General features: G+C 68.0%; 17 protein-coding genes. 7 read left to right on the top strand and 10 right to left on the bottom strand.

The window, feature by feature from the left end:
• Positions 1–166 precede the first annotated feature (166 nt).
• The 7 genes from ENE75_RS24795 (at position 167) to ENE75_RS00730 (ending at position 7820) form a co-directional block, all read left to right on the top strand.
• Complete coding sequence (locus ENE75_RS24795; protein WP_158288820.1) at positions 167–853, top strand: tetratricopeptide repeat protein; 687 nt, start codon at positions 167–169, stop codon at positions 851–853.
• 2 nt (positions 854–855) lie between these two features.
• A complete protein-coding gene (locus ENE75_RS00755; protein WP_158288819.1) occupies positions 856–1827 on the top strand; it encodes a glycosyltransferase family 2 protein in 972 nt (323 codons plus the stop codon).
• Positions 1824–3299 carry a lipopolysaccharide biosynthesis protein gene (locus ENE75_RS00750; RefSeq protein ID WP_128194634.1) on the top strand — a complete coding sequence of 492 codons (1476 nt, stop codon included), beginning with the start codon at positions 1824–1826 and terminating at the stop codon, positions 3297–3299. The genes ENE75_RS00755 and ENE75_RS00750 overlap by 4 nt, the downstream gene beginning before the upstream one ends.
• A 293-nt stretch (positions 3300–3592) precedes the next feature.
• On the top strand, positions 3593–4273 hold the full coding sequence (locus tag ENE75_RS00745; RefSeq protein WP_158288818.1) for a class I SAM-dependent methyltransferase: 681 nt from the start codon (positions 3593–3595) through the stop codon (positions 4271–4273).
• 82 nt (positions 4274–4355) lie between these two features.
• Positions 4356–5558 carry a glycosyltransferase family 4 protein gene (locus ENE75_RS00740; RefSeq protein ID WP_128194630.1) on the top strand — a complete coding sequence of 401 codons (1203 nt, stop codon included), beginning with the start codon at positions 4356–4358 and terminating at the stop codon, positions 5556–5558.
• 10 nt (positions 5559–5568) lie between these two features.
• Positions 5569–6882, top strand: coding sequence for a glycosyltransferase (locus ENE75_RS00735; protein ID WP_128194628.1), 1314 nt, complete (start codon positions 5569–5571; stop codon positions 6880–6882).
• A complete protein-coding gene (locus ENE75_RS00730) occupies positions 6879–7820 on the top strand; it encodes a glycosyltransferase family 2 protein (RefSeq protein WP_128194625.1) in 942 nt (313 codons plus the stop codon). The genes ENE75_RS00735 and ENE75_RS00730 overlap by 4 nt, the downstream gene beginning before the upstream one ends.
• A gap of 33 nt (positions 7821–7853) precedes the next feature.
• On the opposite strand, the gene ENE75_RS00725 is transcribed toward ENE75_RS00730, so the two are convergent.
• The 10 genes from ENE75_RS00725 to ENE75_RS00675 form a co-directional block, all read right to left on the bottom strand.
• A complete protein-coding gene (locus tag ENE75_RS00725) occupies positions 7854–9929 on the bottom strand; it encodes an NHL repeat-containing protein (RefSeq protein ID WP_158288817.1) in 2076 nt (691 codons plus the stop codon).
• 279 nt (positions 9930–10208) lie between these two features.
• Positions 10209–11159, bottom strand: coding sequence for a polysaccharide deacetylase family protein (locus ENE75_RS00715; protein ID WP_199232181.1), 951 nt, complete (start codon positions 11157–11159; stop codon positions 10209–10211).
• Between the two features lie 9 nt (positions 11160–11168).
• Positions 11169–12587 (bottom strand): putative O-glycosylation ligase, exosortase A system-associated, encoded by a 1419-nt coding sequence (locus tag ENE75_RS00710; RefSeq protein ID WP_128194616.1) that lies wholly within the window; start codon positions 12585–12587, stop codon positions 11169–11171.
• Complete coding sequence (locus ENE75_RS00705) at positions 12580–13959, bottom strand: phenylacetate--CoA ligase family protein (RefSeq protein ID WP_128194614.1); 1380 nt, start codon at positions 13957–13959, stop codon at positions 12580–12582. Before ENE75_RS00705 ends, ENE75_RS00710 begins: the two co-directional genes overlap by 8 nt.
• Positions 13956–15050 carry a glycosyltransferase family 4 protein gene (locus ENE75_RS00700; RefSeq protein WP_199232180.1) on the bottom strand — a complete coding sequence of 365 codons (1095 nt, stop codon included), beginning with the start codon at positions 15048–15050 and terminating at the stop codon, positions 13956–13958. The genes ENE75_RS00705 and ENE75_RS00700 overlap by 4 nt, the downstream gene beginning before the upstream one ends.
• Positions 15047–16261, bottom strand: a complete 1215-nt coding sequence (locus tag ENE75_RS00695) for a TIGR04063 family PEP-CTERM/XrtA system glycosyltransferase (protein ID WP_128194609.1) — start codon at positions 16259–16261, stop codon at positions 15047–15049. Before ENE75_RS00695 ends, ENE75_RS00700 begins: the two co-directional genes overlap by 4 nt.
• 13 nt (positions 16262–16274) lie before the next feature.
• Complete coding sequence (locus tag ENE75_RS00690; RefSeq protein ID WP_128194607.1) at positions 16275–18233, bottom strand: XrtA/PEP-CTERM system amidotransferase; 1959 nt, start codon at positions 18231–18233, stop codon at positions 16275–16277.
• A gap of 224 nt (positions 18234–18457) precedes the next feature.
• Positions 18458–18751 (bottom strand): type II toxin-antitoxin system RelE/ParE family toxin, encoded by a 294-nt coding sequence (locus tag ENE75_RS00685; RefSeq protein ID WP_128194605.1) that lies wholly within the window; start codon positions 18749–18751, stop codon positions 18458–18460.
• Entirely contained in the window at positions 18748–18972 is a 225-nt protein-coding gene (locus tag ENE75_RS00680; RefSeq protein WP_128194603.1) for a hypothetical protein, read from the bottom strand. Before ENE75_RS00680 ends, ENE75_RS00685 begins: the two co-directional genes overlap by 4 nt.
• Positions 18973–19055: 83 nt before the next feature.
• Positions 19056–19277, bottom strand: coding sequence for a hypothetical protein (locus ENE75_RS00675; protein ID WP_128194601.1), 222 nt, complete (start codon positions 19275–19277; stop codon positions 19056–19058).
• Position 19278 lies beyond the last annotated feature (1 nt).

The following is a 19278-nucleotide window of genomic DNA, read 5'->3' as shown; positions in this document are numbered from 1 at the left end:
GGTGTGCATTCCTGCACCGCTGCTGCGTATGCCGTGCCGGCTGGCGCTGCTAGGATCAGCGCGGCGAGGGCGCCGCTGCAGCGCCCGACGCATCGGTGCCGGGGGCGAGCCTCGGCCGTTGCCGAGGTCACTGCTCCACATGTCTGCCCCACCACCGCTGAACACCTTGCTGCGTGCTGCATGCGTGTCGTTCGGCCTGCTGGCATGTGCTGCACCGGCAGTCTGGGCGCAGACCGGGCCGCAGGCCTGCGGCAACCCCTTCGTCAACCACTTCGGCCCCTGGGACTACCGGGCCACGACGGCGGAGCAGCGCGCCATCGTGGAACGCGTGCATTTCACGCCCGGCATCGAGGCCATGGTGCGGCCAGGCACCACCATGATGCAGGACATGGCCGCCGACGTGGCCTACACGCTGGAGGTCTACCCCAACCACCACCGTGCATTGCTGACCATGTGGCGCCTGTCCGACCGGCACCATGCCGACCCGGCCCCGGGCGGCAAGATCACCGTGGAATGCTGGTTCGACCGGGCACTCCGCTTCCGGCCCGACGACACCGTGGCGCGCAGCATGTACGCCCAGTTCCTGCACGCCCGGAAGCGCCCTGCGGACGCGGAGCGCCAGCTGGACATCGCGCTGGAGCACGCTGGCGAGCGCCCGATGTCGCACTACAACATCGGGCTGCTGTACTTCGAGCTCGGGCGCCACGACAAGGCGCTTGCGCAGGCGCACCGGGCCATGGCCCTGGGCCTTCCGCGGCGGGAGCTCATGGAGTCGCTGGTGCGTGCAGGGCAGTGGCGCGAACCCGAGGCCGGCCCGGGCGCAGCCTCGGCTGCCGCGACGCCCGGCGGCTGACGGTGAACATCCCCCCGCACGCGCCGTACGTCAGTGTCCTGATGCCGGCGTACAACGCCGCAGCCACCATCGACGCCGCGCTGGACAGTGCGCTGCGGCAGCAGGGCGTGACACTCGAGGTCGTCGTGGTCGACGACGGATCGCAGGACGACACCGTCGCCCGCGCACGAGCGCACGGCCCATGTGTGCGCGTCGTGAGCCAGGCCAATGCGGGGCCACAGGCGGCACGCAACCGCGCGCTGGCCGAGGCCCGGGGCCAATACGTGGCCTTCCTGGACAGCGACGACCAGTGGCTGCCCGGCAAGCTCGCTGCCCAGTGCCGGGCCCTGGGCCGGAACACGTCGGCCGCGGCCGTGTTCACGGGTTGGCACTTCTGGCACCCCGAGGCCAACGGCTCCTTCGTTGCACCGGCTGCGCTGGTGCACTCGGTGGTGACCGACGACATCGACCGGGCGCTCAGTGGCTGGCTCTACACGCGGCTGCTGCTGGACGTGTGCATGCTGACGACGACGGTGATGGTGCGCCGGGAGACGCTGCAGCGCCTGGGCGGCTTCGACCCCGACCTTCGCGTGGGCGAGGACTACGACCTCTGGCTGCGCCTGTCGCGGGAAGGCCCCATCATCAAGCTCGCGTCCGTGGGTGCGCTCTACCGGGTGGCGCCGGGCAGCACGTCCCGGCGCCCCTACGTGCGCAACTGGGAACTCGAGGTGGTGCAGCGCGCGCTGTCGCGCTGGGGCGGTACGGGCCCGGACGGCGCCCAGGTGGACACGCAGGCCCTGCAGCGCAGACTGCAGCGCCTGGAGCTCGACCACGCCGGCACCCACCTGCTGCAGGGTGACGCGCGGCTGGCCTTGCAGGGGTTCGGCCGCCTGCTGCGCAACGAACCCACGCGGCCGCGCTGGTGGTTCAAGACCGCCCAGGCACTGCTGAAGACCGGCGTGCAGCGCCTGACGAACGCCCCCCAGGTGCGATGACGAGCGTTCGTAAGGCCCTGGCGCTGTCCTTCCTGGAGCGCTACCTGTCGATCCTGCTTGCGTTGGCAAGCAACATGATCCTGGCACGGTTGCTGACCCCGCACGAGATCGGCCAGTACTCGGTGACGCTGGCCGTGCTGGGCGTGGCCCACGTGCTGCGGGACTTCGGCATCGGGAGCTACCTCATCCAGGCGCCGGAGGTCGACGACAGCCAGATCGGCACGGCCTTTGGTGTTTCGCTGCTGCTGGGCGGCGGCCTGTTCGCAGCGGTGTTCGCGCTGGCGCCATGGGCGGCCGGGTTCTACGGCGAATCAGGCATGACGCTGACGATGCGCATCGCGGCGCTGAGCTTCCTGGTGCTGCCGTTCTGCACGGTCAGGATGTCGTTGCTGCGGCGCGAGATGAGGTTCAAGGCCCTGCTGTACGTGTCGCTGACCGCCACGGCGATCAGCCTCGTGGTGACCGTGCTGCTGGCTTGGCAGGGCATGGGCAGCGACAGCATGGCGGTGGGCGCCGTGCTGCAGAACCTCTGCACGGCGGTAGGCACCTGGCTGGCCTCCGACGATCGCCGGGTCTTCCGGCCCACCTTGGTGCATTGGCGGCCGGTGCTCGCCTTCGGCGGGCAGAGCGCAGCGACGAACGTCGTGACGACGCTGTCGATGGACGCCAACGATCTGGTGGTCGGCAAGGTGCTGGGGTTTCAGCCGGTCGCGCTGGTCAGCCGCGCGCAGGGCGTGGTCAACCTCTTCCACCGAGACGTGATGAACGCGGTACGCAACGTGGCGCTTCCCGCCTTCGCGGAAGCACACCGGGGTGGAGACGAACTTGTTTCGCGGTTCCGGCACAGCGTGGCCATCGTGACCGGTTTTGCATGGCCCTTCTACGGATTCCTGTCCATCTTCTCGTTGGAGTTCCTGCGGGTCATGTTTGGGCCGCAGTGGGACGCAGCAGCTCCGCTTGTACCCGTGTTTGCACTGGCCGGTGCGATTGGCGCCCTTACAAGCCTGGTATCAACTGCTCTGGTCGCAGTTGGAAGGATCGAACTCGTTACAAGAACCGAGTTCGTCGTTCAGCCCATGCGGCTGGCCATTGTGATAGGGGCTGTGACCATCTGGGGGACCATCGAATCGGTGGCATGGGCATTCCTGCTGGCGGCTCTCCCGGCTGCCCCGATGTTCCTTGCCGCAGGCGAGCGGGGAGTCCCCGGTCTCCGTCGACGCCTCCTCCGAACTACAGGCCCCTCGCTCGCGGTCACAGCGGCAGCGCTAATGCCGTCGATTGCGTATGTTGGATTCATGGGTTGGTCGCGATCGGAGCCGCTTCCTCTGATCGGTACCACTCTCGTCATCTGCGGTGGGATCATTCTTGGCATTCTTGTCGGCGAAAAGACAGATCATCCGGTCACACGGGAACCGCTATATCAAGAACTTCGTCGTAGGTTCGTGTTCCACCGTAGCATCGCGCCACGTTGAGCAGGACTTGGCAGCGAGCACCGCTGCGCGTGATCGAGCACGAATCACGCATCTCCGCGAAGCCGTTGCTGAGTCGGGCAACCAGCCATCGGAGGTCAGCTTCGGGTATCACGTAGTAGCCGTTGCTGCAACGGTCGAGCGCTTTGCTGCATCGGCCACGGCGCTCTATGCTGCCCCTGCGCACTACTGCCCACATTGCCTCGTCGCAGCGAGCGATTCCACAGTTAGCCTATGGGGAGACGCCGCATCGCGCCGCGAGGCGCGGGATCGCGGAGAACCAACCAGTGATGACAATGCTTGAACTCTTGACACTGGCGGTGGCCAGCGCTGCACTGGCGCTATGCGCCGTGGTTCTGCACAAGGTCAGGCGGCTGCATGTGGCGTCCTACCAAATCGCCGATGACGCCGCAGCTGCCCGCCGGGAAACTGAAGCATTGTTTGGGCAACTGCAGGCTGCTGACGCTCTGCGCCGGCTCCTGCAATTGGAGGCGCCGCTGCCCGCGATGCGCGGCTGGGCTGGGTCGCCCGACTTCCTGCTCCACCTCGCACGCGCGCTGCTCGATCAGCGTCCGGAGGCCGTTCTGGAATGCAGCTCGGGTGCTTCCACCGTCATCAGTGCCCGTTGTCTTCAGTTGAACGCGCGGGGTCACGTGTGGAGCCTGGAGCACGACGCAACCTATGCCGAGAAGACGCGTGCGATGCTGAAGGAACACGGGCTGCAGGATTGGGCCACGGTGCTCCACGCGCCGCTGCGCGCCCGCTCCGGCGAGGCCCCTTGGTACGACGACAGTGTCCTGCCTGACGCCATGCCGCCCGTCGGTACGCTGGTGATCGACGGCCCCCCCGAAAGCACTGCGCCCCAGGCTCGCGCACCGGCCTTGCCCAGGCTGAAGTCTCGCTTGGCACCCGGCGCGAGGATCTTCGTCGACGATGCCGATCGCCCCGCGGAGCAGGCCATGGTGGCTGCATGGTAACGCGATCATGGCCCTTTGCTGGTCGAGCGCCTGCATGCCGAGAAGGGGCTCGCCGTCGTGACGCTCTCTGCCTGAATGCCAAATGGTCCCGGCGCACTCCCCTCGCGTAGCCCTGCTCTGCCCTGGCCTAGGCCGGGTTCTGCGCGGCCACGAGACATTCGCCCGCGGCCTGTTCGACCTGCTGCGTGACAGTCTGGACGTCACGCTGTTCAAGGGTGGCGGCGACAGCTCGGCCCGCGAGGTGGTCGTGCCCCACATCCCCCGGGACGCTGCGGGCCTGGATGGCGCCCGCCTGCCCGTCTCGCCCAAGTGGCATGCCGCCGCGCTGGGTGACGAGCGCATCCGCGTAGAAGGCGAATCCTTCGCCTGGGGTGTGCTGGGCGCGCTGCTGGAAGGCGGTTTCGACGTGCTGCACGTGCTGGACCGCGACGTGTGCAGGGTGCTGCACGCCAACCGCCACCTGTTCGCGCGCACGCCCACCCTCCTGTTCGCCAACGGTGGCGCCATCCCGGCGCGGGACCTGCCGCCGTGCGACTTCGTGCAGGAACACACATCGCACAACCTGGCGCAGAGCCTGAAGGGGCGCAGCTTTCTGATTCCGCACGGTGTCGACACCCAGCGCTTCCGGCCCGATGCGCCCACCGACTTCCGCGCGCGCCACGGTATCCCGGCCGATGCGACGCTGCTACTCAGCGTGGGCACCATCTGCTACTGGCACAAGCGCATGGACCACGTGATCCGCGAGGTGGCTGCGGTCGCGGACCCCGGTCTGCACCTGGCCATCGTGGGGCAGGAAAGCGAGGACGCGCCCGCCATCCGGGCGCTGGGCCGGGAACTGCTGGGTAACCGGGTGCACTTCGATGCGCTGCCGCACGAGGAACTGCCTGCCGCCTATGCAGCCGCGGATGCCTTCGTTCTGGGCAGCGTGTTCGAGACCTTCGGCATCGTCTACATCGAAGCCATGGCCGCAGGCCTGCCGGTGATCTGCACGCACCACCCCAACCAGAAGGCCATCGTGCAGGAAGGCGTGTTCATCGACATGGAGGCCTCGGGGGCGCTGGCCGCCGCCGTCGGGCCGCAACGGCGACATGGCTGGGCATCGCTGGGCGCACGTGCACGCGAGATTGCCTGTACGCAGTACGACCTGGGCACGCTGAAGAGCCAGTACCTCACGAAATACGCAGACATCGCCGGCAGGTCTGCTCCCCTACCGCGCTGGAATGCAGCACGCAGATTGCGTCAGAACCTCGAGGGTACGTGGCGAAAGGTCGCAAGCAGGCTGTAGTGGCGGTTGAATGCGTTCGAGTTCCGAGCTCCTTTCCACGCTTGGCGGTAGCCTGGCCTTAGGCACACAGTGGTGGCATGCCACCCACAGCCGCAGCTCATCGCGGTCGCCAGATAGGCGGCATGTTGCGCTGTTTTCATGGGCATTGCCACCGAACTCGAACGCCGGTGTTCACCGGCCGCTTTCATTTCTGCGGCACGGTGCGCGTCTTGGATGGCGGTTCTCCACGTTCCAGGGTGTAGCACCCGCCAACCAATCAGAGCACGGCGAAGAGTTGCTGAGCCGCCTTCCCGACGGCATTCGACGGACTGTCGTACCTGATACTCGTAGACCCGCCAGTTGGCGACTGTTTCCAAAGGTCGATGGCAGCTTTGCCAATGCCGTTCAGGCCGCATTGCTGGCCTTTGAGCATCTGCGCAACGATCCGCCAGCGATGGTGTTGGCTTCGGGCCCTCCATTCTCGATGTTTCTCACCGCTCGCTGGGTGGCAAGGCATTTCGGTGTCCCGCTGGTACTTGACTATCGCGACGAATGGACAGAATGTCCTTTCGATTTCGTGAGTGCCGGCCCCGACGATAGGCGTTATGAGCAGGCTTGCCTGGCTGAAGCGAGCGCGGTGATCTTCACCACTGAGTCGCATCGTGAGCACCAGCTCCGCACGTTCAGTGGCCTTTCTCGTGAACGCACACACGTGCTGCCGAACGGATGGGAGCCCGAGGACTTCGCCGAACCGGTCGGGTCTGCGACAGTCTTGCCACGTCAGGGACCGCTTCGTCTTGCGCATGTCGGCACGCTGTCTGGCCATACCTCGCCACGGCACTTCGTGGACGCGCTTGATGCAGCGTTGGCCTCGGCGCCCGAATGGCGCCAGAAGCTTCGAATTGAGTTCATAGGGCGCAGGTCACCCAGGGAGCACGCAGATCTGGTGCAGAGTCGCAACGCGGATCTCATCAGCATCGTGGACCATGTGCCGAAGACCGAGGCTGTGCAACGTATGCAGGCGGCTGACGCGTTGCTACTGCTGGCGTCTGCAGACTTGGAGCGCTACCTGCCGGGCAAGCTCTTCGACTACATCGCGGCTCGGCGCCCGGTCTTGGTTTGCGGTTGGCCTGGCGAGAGTAGCCATGCGTTGGTAGACCAATTGGGTATGGGTGTTCTCTGTCAGCCTGACCGCCCTGGCGCGATGCTGGATGCGCTGAAGATGCTCGAACAACGACGCAACTCACCGGCCAATTCTGAGGTTGAGTCTTGGCTCAACAGGCATAGGCGCGATGTCATCGCCCAGCAGGCCTTCGCCCTGTTCGGCCGAATTTGCCAAGCATGAAGTGCGCTGTTGTCATCCCGACCTACAACCGCAGGACGACGGTCGGGGTGGCCATCGATTCAGTCCTCGCGCAGCAGGCCCTGCCGCCGGGCTGCGCGCTGACGGTGATCGTGGTGGACGACGGCTCCACCGACGGCACCGTGGCCGCGCTGGAAGCCGCCTATGCCGGAAGGCCGGTCAAGGTGTTGCGCAACCTTGGCGCCAAAGGGCCAGCCGGCGGGCGCAACACGGGGCTGGCGGCCGCCGCCGACTGCGACGCCGTGGCACTGCTGGATTCCGACGACCGCTTCCTGCCGCACCACCTGGCCGAGGCGCTGGCCGTGCTGCAGTCGCATCCCGGCGTGGGCCTGGTGTTTGGCCGTGCACGCTATCTGCAGGGCGGCAGGCCGGTGGACTACATGGGCCCGAACTTCGACCGCAAGCTCGCGCTGGCGCCCAAGCAGCAGGACGACGGCACGCTGTCGGTCTTCGGGCCGGGCTTCTTCAGCCACCTGCTGGAACAGGGCTGCTGGTTCAACCTCTCCAGCGTGGTGCTGTCCGCGGCAGCGGCACGCGAACGGATGCGCGAGGATCTTCGCGTGGCGGAGGACTACGAGTTCTGGCTGCGGCTGTCGCGGCGCTTCGGTGCGGCGTGCCTCAAGCGCGAGCAGATCGAGTACACGCTGGGCGAGGACAACATTTCCTTCGAGTCCGACGCGCGGGTGGAAGGGCATGCACCCCAGCTGCTGCGCGCCTACGACCACATGCTGCACTACGAAGGCCTGACCGCCGCGGACCGCGCCCGTGTGCACCGGCGCATCGCCGACGAGCTGTTCGACTGGGCGTGGCGCGCCCGGCAGCGCAAGCAGCGCGGCACCGCCGCTCGGCTGCACCTGCGGTCCATGCGCCACGGCCGGCGCACGGACAACCTGCTGTCACTGCTGAAGTGCCTGGCCTGACACCCCGGCCGCCCGGCGCACGGCCGGGCCGGGTCAGGGGCGCTGGTGGCCGTGGAACGCGAAGAACGCGTCCAGGTTGCTGGAGACACCCCAGGGCAGGGGCAGGCCGTAGTAGCCGAAGCCGTTGGCGCCATACAGCAGGCTCAGCCCGCGGTTGGTGAACTCGCGTTCCCCGCGGCGGATGGACTCACCGAGAGCGCGGTCACCGGCTTGCCTGCGCGAGATCACCACCAGGCCCTCGTTGGCACCACCGCACACCAGCCTGCCGTTGCCCACCGCACCGGCGGTGGCATAGTTGAACTTGCCCCATTGCCCCACGCTCGCGTTCTCTTCGTACCACTTCCACTCCTTCAGCGCGCCTTCCCAGTTGGTGTAGGTCACGCCCGACGGCAGGTGCACGTAGGGATACCCGTACTGGCGGTTGCTCCAGGTCCAGACGAACACGGTGCCGCGCGGGCCGAAGCTGCCGTCGCCGACCGCGATCTTCATGTACGTGGCGTTGCCGTCCAGCGGCACGTCGCACACCACCTCCACCACGCCGGTCTGCAGGTGCACGCGCCGCACCTGCTTCATGGCGAAGGAGCCGAAGTAGAGCCAGGGGTCGTCGGCCAGCTTGTACAGGCCTTCGGGCGCAACGCAGTCCTCGGCCTGGATGGTGGCGATGTCGGCCTGTCGGTGCACGAAGCGGTTGACGTCCACGGTGGCCAGGGCAGCGCCCGAGACGACGGTGCGCACGTAGGCGCCGGTGGTGGCGTCGTAGGCGGCGATGCGGTGCGCCTTGCGCTCCGAGACGTAGATCAGGCCGTCGTGGTACACGATGTCCCAGGCGTCCGCGCTGTTGGTGACGAATTCGGTCACCTTGGGCGGCACCGTGCGGCTGGTGGCGCTGAAGGCACACTTGATCACACGGTTGTTCTGCGTGTCGGTCAGGAACATCACCGGGCCGACGGCATGCGGCTGTTCGTTGCCCTCCGCGGCGATGCGTGCGGCAGCCTCGTCCACCACCAGCGTGCGTTCGTCCCAGGCCATGCCCCACAGTTCGTGAAAGCCGCGGCGCTCTTCCGGGATGGCCGACCAGTCCCCCACCAGTTCCATCTCTGCCGGGTCGCCCCAGTAGCTGGGCAGGCTGGCGTGGCGGTACCCCACGAGCGTGGTGATAGTGCCGTCCTCGGTGACGCGCGCGATGCGCCACGGGTCGCACACATACAGAGTGTTGCGCGGGCGGCCGTCGGGCGCGGCCTGCCCGATGGACACGTGGGTGGTCATCATCAGGCTGCCCACGCCGCGCGGGCCGTCCAGCGACGGCAGGCGCGGCGACTTGGCCACCATGTCCGACCAGAAATAGGCCTGGAGGTCGTAGCTGGTGGTGATGCCGTCGACGTTGTGGCTGGGCCGGTGGGTATCGCCGAAGCGCACTGGAACCAGCTGCATGCAGTTCATCTCACTGCGTGGCAGCAGGTCGGCGAAGGCGGGGTAGTCCCGCCGCGGCACGGGCAGCGCCGTGGGGTTGTAGCGGCCCGGCGCCTTGGCATAGGCGCACCAACCCGGGGTCGTCTGCGTCAGTTCGTAGGTGCCTCGAACCACCGGCGTGAAGGCCTGCGCCGGGGCAGCGCCAGTGCCTCGCTTGACGAACACGAACCAGGTCGGCGAGGTCTCGTCGCCGGTGAGCCCGCGGATGGTCAGGGCCCGCCAGCCATCGGCCACGCCGGAGAAGTCGGCGTCGAAGACGGCCGACGTGGTGCTGCCCGCCGTCACGGTGACGGCGGCGATCTCCGTGCCGTCGCAATGCAATGTGTAGCGGGCGCCCTTCAGCGCCGTCGGGGCGCCGCCGTCGGCGAAGTTGAAGCCGTGAAACGGCACCTCGGCGCGCGGTGTCTTGATGACCTGCAGACGCCGGTAGCGCTCGTAGCGGCTGTCCTGGTGGAACCACTTCAGCACCACCATGGCCCGCATGTTCTGCGCTTCGAGCACGATTCGCGGGTCGACGCTGACCGGCGGCGCCTCGGGCGCGGCTTCGGGGGGCAGCGCCGGCGCCGGCACGGGTGCCGGCGTCGGAGCGGCGGCAGGGGGTGGCGGTGCAGGCGCGGGGCTGGGGGGCGCCGCAGCCACGTCTGAACGGGCATCGGGCTCCTCCTGAGCGCCGCCGCCACAACCCGCAACGCCTGTCAGGGCCGCACAGACGAAGGTCCGCCGTGTGATGGGCAGGGTGCCGGACACCCTGCCGCTCGTGGATTTCTGGTCGTTCGACATAATGCTGTGCGCCACCCTGGCCGGAGCCCCCGACGATAGCGACAATATCGTCACCGGCACGTTGGCCTGAACCGGGAAATGGCAACCAATCGAACGAAGCCGTTCACGGCTGTCGCGCCCGGACGCCCGCCCCCAGGCTCAGGCGCCGGCCAGGTTGCGCGCCAGCTGAAGGCCGAAGCCCCAGCGGTCGCTCCGCCAGGGTGTGAAGCGCGGCAGTTCGTGCGCGGGTGTCGTTGCCGTGGAGTACCCCGCCTGCGTGGTGAAGGCCGCATCGAAGCCGCACGCCCGCACGAGCGCGACGTCGCGCTCCACGTAGTCCTGCCCGGGCTTGCCGTTCGGGTAGGCGAAGAGCCGGACCGGTGCGCCGATGATCTCCTGCAGCCTCTGGCGGCCCGCCGTGATCTCGCTGCGTGCGGCATCGTCGTCCAGGGTTCGCAGGATCGGGTGATTGACCGTGTGCGCGCCGATGCGCATGCCGGCCCGGTGCAGCGCACGCACCTGGTCGGAGGTCATCATCAGGTAGTCTGGAAGCGTCACGTCCGAACGGCGTGCGATGGCTGCCACCTGCTCCGACCGCGCAGCGGCAGGCAGGTACTTCATGGCCAGCGTCAGGCTCGCCGCAGCCTGGCGGCGAGCCTCGAGCGTGGAGAGGTCCAACGCCTGGATTCCGGGAATCTGGTGGGCCGACAGGTCCATCGTGTCCGACGGCCATCGGCGGACGAGTTCGATGAGCGTGTCGTTCCACATGCGCCCCCCATCCAGGAAGCCCGTGGCCACGAAGAACGTCGCGTTCAGGCCGTGGCGCGCCAGGATCGGCAAGGCAACGTCGTGGTTGTCGGCATAGCCGTCGTCGAAGCTGATGCCCAGTGCGCGCGATGGCAGCCGCCCTTCGGCCCGCAACTGCACGGCCTCGTCAAGCGGCAGGACATGGAACCATCTGCGTATCCACTGGCAGATGGCGTCGAAGCGACTCGCGTCGACCTCACCCGGGAAGAGCGGATCGGGCTCCGGCACCACCCTGTGAAAGATCAGCGTCGAAAGGCGGGCCCGGCTCCCTGCAGGTGACAGCCACTGGAACAAGGGGCTCATCGGCATGCGTCAGCCGTCCAACCGAGCCCGAACCGGCCCGGGCGAGCCGGTGCCCTGACCGAGCTGCGCAGCGGGCTGCATCGCGGCACCGAGGCCGGCGGCATTCGTGCCGAACCGCTGTGCCCTGTCGATCGGGTCAGCCAGGCCGATGAGTGAACGCCAACCACCGGGCGTGGGCCTGTCGGTCTGCCATGCCTCGCGCTTGACCCATGCATGGGCCACGGACACGATGGCCATCACGTAGTAGGGAAAGTCGTAGTAAGCAAGCTGCAGGAATGCGCCGCCCACGGCGTAGCCAACCAGGCACACCTGCGCCATCGCGCCCAGGTCACCGACCCACTTGATGTCCGGCCTTGCGGATGCCGCGCGGCGCAGCCTGCCAGCAACGAACCATGTAGACACCCAGACAGCGGCGAACAGGAAGAAGCCGACAAAACCGTGGTGCCCGAGCATCTGGAACCAGATGCTGTGCGCCACGGGCTGGCCGAACTCGGTGCCATAGGGCGAGAACGCGTTAAACAGTTCCGAGGACGTGATGTCGAAGCCGACACCGAAGGGATAGTTCTGCGCGATGCGCCACGAAACCCACCACGCGCTCAGACGCCCGAGTGCCGAGGCGTCCTCCTCGTAGGTCTCGATGGTCTCCATGCGCTCCGTCCAGTTGGACGGCATCGCGGCGATCATGACGGCACCCAGGGCCAGCAGCAGCAGGCCATTGCGCACGCGCCGTCCGCCGCGCCACCACAGCACCGTCGTCATGGCGACGATGGCGAGCAGCGCGCCGCGGGAGTGCGAACCCAGCGCCGAAGCTGCGCTCAGCAGCATCAGCAGCGTCAGAACCATTGACAGCCACTTGCGTGACACCTGCATCTGCATGAAGCGCAGGAGCGGGATCGTCATGATGGTGGCCACGGCGAAGTCGTTGTTGCCCTCGATCCAGGAACCGGGCGGGCCCCAGACCCGATATCCACCGCCGGTGGCAATGGTGAACAACCCGCCCTTGGCGCTGAGCAGCGCCACCGACAGCGTGAGCACCCACACCAGGCAGAAGATGTGCTGCTTGCTGTGGAACAGCATCAGCGTCACGAACACCATGACGTTGACCTTGATGACCTTGTCCCACTGAGAGAACTGCCCCGACGGGTCGAGCCCCATCTGCCATGAGAGGGTGATCCACAGGGTCAGCAATGCAAACCAGACCACGGGAGAGGCCTTGAACGGATTGCGCTTCTCCACGGTAAACAGAAGTCCGACCAGGGTCACCCCGGCGGCCAGCATCGCGACAGGTGCCGAATAAGCGAAGCCGTAGGTGTACCTGTGGGGGCTCATCAGGCTGACCCAGACCCAGAGCAGCACGCCGATCCAAGGATGCCGGATCGCCACCATCGCCCACGGGACGATGACGGACATGACGAGGAAATCACGCATGCGGCGCAGCCACCCCGGCCTGAACCTGCGAAGGCACGCGACTGACCACGTACCGGAACTTGCCCGACTTCTCGGCCGGAATGGCGGCCACGCGTTCCACGACGACGTCGACTGCCGAACCCAGCCTGCGCTTGAACCCGGACACGATGGCGGATTCGTCCTCCGAACCGAAACCGGGAGCGACGACCACCTGCACGCGTGTCAGGTCCAGGCTCTCCTGCACGATGCGGAAGCCCTGCACGCTCGGCATGTCACGCAGGATGTAGATGAGACTCAGGCCGTGCATGACGGTGCCGTCCTGTGCAACGACGAAGTCGGTGCTGCGCCCCTGGATCTCGGCCAGCAGAGGCAAGCCCCTGCCACAGGGGCATGCTGCGTCGCTGGTCACGGCCACGTCGCCGGTGCGGTAGCGGATGAACGGGAAATCGCGCGTCGCCAGGTGGGTGACGACGATCTCGCCTGGCTGGCCGGGCGGCAGGGTACGCCCGTCCTCGCCCACGATCTCGACGACGATGTCCTCGGCCGTCAGGTGCATGCCGCCTTCGGGACACTGGTGGGCGATGAACCCGGCATCCCGTCCACCGTAGCCGTTGGCCACGCGGCAGCCGAACACGCGCTCGATGTCGGCGCGCTGGTTGTCGTACAGCCGCTCGCTGGTGACGAAGGCCACGCGGATGCCCAGGTCGTCCATGCGCTGGCCACGCCTTTCGGCATGGCGCGCGATGTGGCTCAGCGCACTGGGGTAGCCGAACAGCATGCGCGGACGCGCCTGGCGGATGCGGGCCACGAAACCGTCGAGCTTGCTTTCGCTCATCTCGAAGGCCGGCAGAAGCTGGGTGCGCATCAGCTTGTCGCGCCAGGCGCGGATGCGGTCCTGGCTGCCCAGTTCGATGGGTGAACCCCAGACCACGATCTCCGGGTCGCCGATGTCCACGCCCCACCAGCGGGTGGCACGCCACTTGGCGGCCACGTCGTGGCTGACCCGTTCGTTGCCGATGTAGAAGATCAGCGGCTCGCCGCTGCTGCCCCCGGTGTTGAAGCGCGCCAGGCCACGGGCCTGCGGGTGCTTCATGGCGTCGGTGTGGGCACGGATGGTGGCCTTGTCCAGCAGCGGCAGTCGGGCGAGGTCGGCCACGCCAGTGACGGCGCGAGGATCGAACTGGCGCTCGGCAAACAGTGCTCGCCAGTACGGGACGTCGGCCGCGGCCACCAGCAGCGACCGCAGACGCTCGGCCTGCCAGCCCAGGATGCGCTCTCGTGACCACCACTGGCTGTCTTCCAGCTCGCGACGTATGCGCACCGTGTCGTGGTGCTTGAGCTTCTCCTGAAGCGGAAACACCAGACCCGAGACCAGGCGTGTGTACGCGCTCATCCTGCCGCCTGCGGCGCCATGTGCGCCACCTCGCGGTAGACCGCGGCCCATTGCGGGCCCACCGCCTCCCATGTGTACGCCTGCACTTCGGTCAGCGCCTGAGTGCGCAGACGCTCATGCAGGCCTTCGTCTTCCAGCAACGCCAGCAGAGCCTGCGCCATGGCGTCGGGGTCGGCCGGGGGCACCAGCAAGGCAGTGCGCCCGTGCTCCACGATGTACGGCACACCTCCGACCCGGGTGCTGACAACGGCCACACCGCTGGCCATGGCCTCGAGCACCGAGTTGGGCATGTTGTCCACGCGGCTGGGGTTCAGCGCGATGCGGCTGGCGCGCAGGCGTGCAGCCATGGTGTCGCGGTCCAACCGGCCAGCGAACTCCACGACCGCTTGCAGGCCCATCGACGCGGCCAGCGCGCGCAACTCGCCTTCCTCGGGTCCCGTGCCTGCCAGTACCAGCCGCGCTCCGGCATGCCGCGCATGCACCTGGGCAAACGCCCGGATGGCCGTGGCGTTGTCGTAGATGGGTTCCAGGTTGCGTGCGACGATGATCTGCGCCTCGCCCACGCGCGCGCCCGGGCGGAAACGCTGTAGGTCCACGATGTTGGGGACGATCTCGGACCGAATGCCATGGCGGGCAAAGACGTCTTGCAGGAAGCCCGAGGGTACGACCAGACGCGCAACGTGGCGCAAGGATGCCCGAACCACGGCGGCCGATTTCGCCAGAAAGGGGCCAGCCTCGCCTCCGCGGTAGTTGACCACCACGGGCGTGCGCCGCACCCGGGCGACCCAGATCGCAGGCGCGGCGAACAGGTGCCACGACCAGCCGGAATTGGCCATCACGTGCAGCACATCCACCCGACCAGCGGCGCGCCAGAGCGCTGCCAGATAGGGCAGCAGGCGGAACAGCGCGCGAACGCCGCGCAGTCTTGCCACCCAGGCCGGGCGGTAACTCGGGTTGGTTGGCACCAGTTCCACACGTGCCTGCGCGGCGCCCAGCAACTCGGCCAGCTGCCGCGTCTGCATGGCCATGCCGCCGGCCGGCGGCGGCAGCGGCCCCACGATGCCGATGCGCAGCCCCGCCACCCCGGTCACACCACGGCCTCGGCGCTGCGCGTCAGTTGCTGGAATGGCGCCACGTAGTGCGCCGCGCTTGCGGCCCAGTTGCGCTCGCGCTCCACGAAGGCACGCCCGGCAGCGCGGATGCGCGGCCATTGGTCGCGTGCTGCCAGCAGCGCACCCACTGCCTGCGCCAGCGCCGCAGGGTCGCCCGCGCGGAAGAGCTGCCCGGTCACGCCATGTTCGATCAGTTCCTTGTGCCCGCCCACGTCACTGGCCACCAGCAGCCGCCCCTGCGCCATGGCCTCCAGCGGCTTCAACGGCGTCACCAGTTCGGTCAGCCGCATGCTGTGGCGCGCATAGACCAGCACGTCCACCAGGTCGTAGTAGCGGTTCACCTCGGCGTGCGGCACGCGGCCGGTGAAGACGACCTTGTCGCCCACGCCCAGCGCCTGGGCCTGCTCCTTCAGCGCGCTGTCCTGAGGGCCACCGCCCACCAGCAGCACGCGCACGTCGGGCCGCTGCGCCAGGATCCGGGGCAGCGCCTGCAGCAGCAGATCCAGGCCTTCGTACGCATAGAAGCTGCCAATGAAGCCCAGCACCGTGGCGCCGGCCAGGCCCAGCGACGCCTTCAGGGCTTCATCAGGCTCGCCGCCGGGTTCGAAGTTCTGGATGTCCACCGCGTTGGGGATCACCGTGACCTTGTCGGCCGCGATGCCCCGGGCCACGATGTCGCGGCGCAGGCCTTCGCAGATGGTGAACACGTGGGCCGCCTGCTTGAGCGCGCGCGTCTCCAGTGCACGCGTGGCGCGGTAGCGCAGGCTGCCTTCGGAGGTGGTGCCGTGGTCCACGGCGGCGTCTTCCCAGAAGGCACGCACCTCGTAGACCACCGGAACACCCAACGCCTTGCCCACGCGCAGCGCCGGGATGGCGTTGAGCACCGGCGAGTGGGCGTGGATGATGTCGGGCCGCAGGTCGCGCACCAGCTGCTCCAGCCGGCGCTGGGTGGCCCGCATCTGCGCGTTTTCGGCAAGTACCGGCAGCCTGGGCGCGTCGGGCGCGGGCGTCCGGTAGAAGTGCCAGCCGTCCACCGTCTCCTCCGGGCCGGAAGCCGCCGTGTGCTTGGGGCTGGTGAGGTGGAAGGTCACCCAGCCCAGCTTGCGTTGCTCGCGCAGCAGGCTCAGCGTGCGGAAGGTGTAGCCGCTGTGCAGCGGGATGGAGTGGTCCAGGAGGTGCAGGATGCGCATGGCCGGCAGACGCTCAGGCGGGCACGGCCACGCCGGGCCTGGGCATGCGGCGCGGCGTGCCGGTCGCATCGGCCACGTTGCGCAGGAACGCCTCGAACATCATCAGCGTCCACAGCGGTGCGCTGTAGTCGCGCGTGCCGTCCTGGTGCGCCTTGACCAGGTGCTGCAGGTAGTCGCGGTCGAACCAGCCGGTGTCGGCCAGGCGCTCGCCCAGCACCGCGTCGCGCACACGCTGCTTCAGCGGCCCGCGGAACCAGCGCGCCAGCGGCACGGAAAAGCCCATCTTCGGCCGGTACAGCACGTCGTCGGGCAGGCTGGGCTCCATGGCCTTCTTGAACAGGTACTTGCCTTCCTGCCCGCGCACCTTCAGGCCCGACGGCAGCGTGGCCAGCCATTCCACCAGCTTGTGGTCCATCAGCGGTTCGCGCACCTCCAGGCTGTGGGCCATGCTGGCGCGGTCGACCTTGGTGTTGATGTCGCCCACCAGGTAGGTCTTGAGGTCCAGGTACTGGATCAGCGCCAGCGGGTCGTCGGTGCCGGCGCGCACGGCATGGTGCGCGAAGACGTGCAGCGCGTCGTAGCCCGACAGCTCCCGCTTGAAGGCCGGGCTGTAGAGCTGCGCGCGCATGGGCCCGCGCAGGATGCTGACGCTGTGGAAGTAGGCCTCCACCGAGTTGCGCGCCATGCCTTCGAAGGTGGTCTTGGCGCGGAAGACGCGCGGCGCCCAGTCGGCCTTGGGGTAGACGCGGCCCAGCAGCCCGAACAGCGGCTGGCGGATGCTGGCCGGCATGGCGCGGCGCATGCGCTCTTCCATCATGTGCAGGCGGTAGCGGCGGTAGCCGCCGAAGCTTTCGTCGCCGCCGTCGCCCGACAGCGCCACCGTCACGCGCTTGCGGGCGAGCTGGCAGACGCGGTAGGTGGGGATGGCGCTGCTGTCGGCGTAGGGTTCGTCGTAAAGGCGCGCCAGGGTGTCGATGAGGTCGAAGTCGTCGCTCTGCACCGTCTCCACGTAGTGGTCGGTGTGGTAGCGGTCGGCCACCATCTGCGCAAAGGCGCTTTCGTTGAAGGCCGGGTCGTCGAAGGCGATGCTGCAGGTCTGCACCGGCGTGCTGGACAGGCCGGCCATCGTGGCCACCACGGCGCTGCTGTCCACGCCGCCGGACAGGAACGCGCCCAGCGGCACCTCGGAGATCAAGCGCAGCTTGACCGACTCGGCCAGGCGCTCGCGCAGTTCCACCAGGGCGTCGGCCTCGCTGATGGGGTTGTCCAGCGTGAAGGCCACGTCCCAATAGCGCCGCGGCGGCGGGATGGGCGCGCCACGGCGGATGCACAGCGAATGCCCGGGCTCGAGCTTCAGCGCCTGCAGGAACACGGTGCGCGGCTCGGCGACGTAGCCGAGAGCGAAGTACTCCTCCAGCGCCAGCGGGTCGATCTCGCGCCGCAGGCCGGCGCCGCGTTCGTCGCGGTAGGCCAGCAGCGATTTCAGCTCGCTGCCGAAGAGCAGCATGCCGTCGTCCAGCACCGCGTAGTACATGGGCTTGACGCCCAGGCGGTCGCGGGCCATGAAGAAGGTCTGGCGGTTGCGGTCCCACAGGGCAAAGGCGAACATGCCGCGCAGGCGCTGCACGCAGTCCTCGCCCCAGGCCTCCCAGGCGTGCACGATGACCTCGGTGTCGCTCTTGGTGCGGAACACGTGGCCCAGCGCCTGCAGCTCGGGGATCAGCTCCTGGAAGTTGTAGATCTCGCCGTTGAAGACGATGACGACGGAGTGGTCCTCGTTGAACAGCGGCTGCTGACCGGTGGCCACGTCGATGATGCTCAACCGCCGGTGGCCGAAGCCCACGCCGGGCTCCAGGTGCAGGCTGCCTTCGTCCGGCCCGCGGTGGGTCTGCGACTCGTTCATGCGGTGCAGCACCGGGTGCGCGACTGGGCGCGCCTGGCGGGTGTCGAAGATGCCGGTGATGCCGCACATGGCTGGGGGTCCGCTTCCGCTGTCTGGGCCGGCCCGGTGGAGGTTCGGGCGAAGCCGGCATGGTAGGACAGGCACCACGGGGGTCGGCCATTGCCGGACCTCGCGGCTGGGCCGCCGCATGACATCTGCCACGCTGGGCCACTCGGTAGTCAGTGTTCCGGTGCATTGCATCGCGGGCGTCGCCCGAGCCGCCGTCGGATTCGCGGCTCACGTTCTACCGCGTGCTACCGGCGGGACTCGCCGTGCTCGGGATCCCGGAGATGCCCCCGGACCACCAGGATGCGGACCTGTCCAGCCGTTTCGCTATAGATCACCGAGTATGGAAAGTCGCGAAGCGGATGAACCCGTCGACGCTCATCTACAGGCGTGCCGATGCCGGGAAACTCGACAAGGAGCCGGGCCACACGCTCGAACTCACCGAGAAACCGGTGCGCGAGCCTAGCGCCGCCCTCACGGCGGTAGAACTGCGCCGCGGCAAGGAGATCCTGCTCCGCGCCCCGGTGCAGGCTGAACGTCATGCCAGACTGGCGCGGACCCTGGCCATCGCCTCGGGCCCTTGGACAAGGACAGAGGCGTCTGCGTCCGCTTCCGCGTCACGCTGCGCCGCCAGTGCGTTCCAGCGTGTATCACGCTCGCGATCGGCATCGAGACTGCGGATGACCTGATCGAGCAGGCGCGCACGGTCCGATGCCGACAACTGCAGCAACTGCTGCGCAAGGAGTTCGATGGGTACCGTCATGGTGCGGCTCCGATGGGTTGGCCCATTAGCTTGCCACAACGCCGGGACGACACCACGCATCCGTGCCCGCTTGGGCGGGCCAATCAGCGGGCGTTCATCTCGTCACGGCCGGGCATTCCGCCAACTTGCAGTTGGCCCCGCAACTGCCCCAGCACGTCGTCGCTGCACTGAAGACGCTGGTGCGCCAGGGCGTATCCCGCCAACCACACCCTGAACGCAGCGCTGAGCGTGGTCTGTTCGCTGCGGGCACGCCGACGCGCGGCTTCGATGACGCGTTCGTCAGCGCGCAGGGTGATTCTCTTCATG

This window comes from Rubrivivax albus, assembly GCF_004016515.1.
Taxonomy (GTDB): domain Bacteria; phylum Pseudomonadota; class Gammaproteobacteria; order Burkholderiales; family Burkholderiaceae_C; genus Rubrivivax; species Rubrivivax albus.
This window is presented reverse-complemented; position numbering and strand designations above follow the sequence as displayed.

Excerpts from the sequence above, each read along its gene's own strand:
- ENE75_RS00675 (WP_128194601.1), bottom strand. The coding sequence starts at position 19,277 with ATGAAGAGAATCACCCTGCGCGCTGACGAACGCGTCATCGAAGCCGCG.
- ENE75_RS00685 (WP_128194605.1), bottom strand. The coding sequence starts at position 18,751 with ATGACGTTCAGCCTGCACCGGGGCGCGGAGCAGGATCTCCTTGCCGCG.
- ENE75_RS00695 (WP_128194609.1), bottom strand. The coding sequence starts at position 16,261 with ATGCGCATCCTGCACCTCCTGGACCACTCCATCCCGCTGCACAGCGGC.
- ENE75_RS00710 (WP_128194616.1), bottom strand. The coding sequence starts at position 12,587 with ATGCGTGATTTCCTCGTCATGTCCGTCATCGTCCCGTGGGCGATGGTG.
- ENE75_RS00735 (WP_128194628.1), top strand. The coding sequence starts at position 5,569 with ATGCGTTCGAGTTCCGAGCTCCTTTCCACGCTTGGCGGTAGCCTGGCC.
- ENE75_RS00680 (WP_128194603.1), bottom strand. The coding sequence starts at position 18,972 with ATGACGGTACCCATCGAACTCCTTGCGCAGCAGTTGCTGCAGTTGTCG.
- ENE75_RS00715 (WP_199232181.1), bottom strand. The coding sequence starts at position 11,159 with ATGAGCCCCTTGTTCCAGTGGCTGTCACCTGCAGGGAGCCGGGCCCGC.
- ENE75_RS00705 (WP_128194614.1), bottom strand. The coding sequence starts at position 13,959 with ATGAGCGCGTACACACGCCTGGTCTCGGGTCTGGTGTTTCCGCTTCAG.
- ENE75_RS00740 (WP_128194630.1), top strand. The coding sequence starts at position 4,356 with ATGGTCCCGGCGCACTCCCCTCGCGTAGCCCTGCTCTGCCCTGGCCTA.
- ENE75_RS00730 (WP_128194625.1), top strand. The coding sequence starts at position 6,879 with ATGAAGTGCGCTGTTGTCATCCCGACCTACAACCGCAGGACGACGGTC.
- ENE75_RS00690 (WP_128194607.1), bottom strand. The coding sequence starts at position 18,233 with ATGTGCGGCATCACCGGCATCTTCGACACCCGCCAGGCGCGCCCAGTC.
- ENE75_RS00745 (WP_158288818.1), top strand. The coding sequence starts at position 3,593 with ATGCTTGAACTCTTGACACTGGCGGTGGCCAGCGCTGCACTGGCGCTA.
- ENE75_RS00750 (WP_128194634.1), top strand. The coding sequence starts at position 1,824 with ATGACGAGCGTTCGTAAGGCCCTGGCGCTGTCCTTCCTGGAGCGCTAC.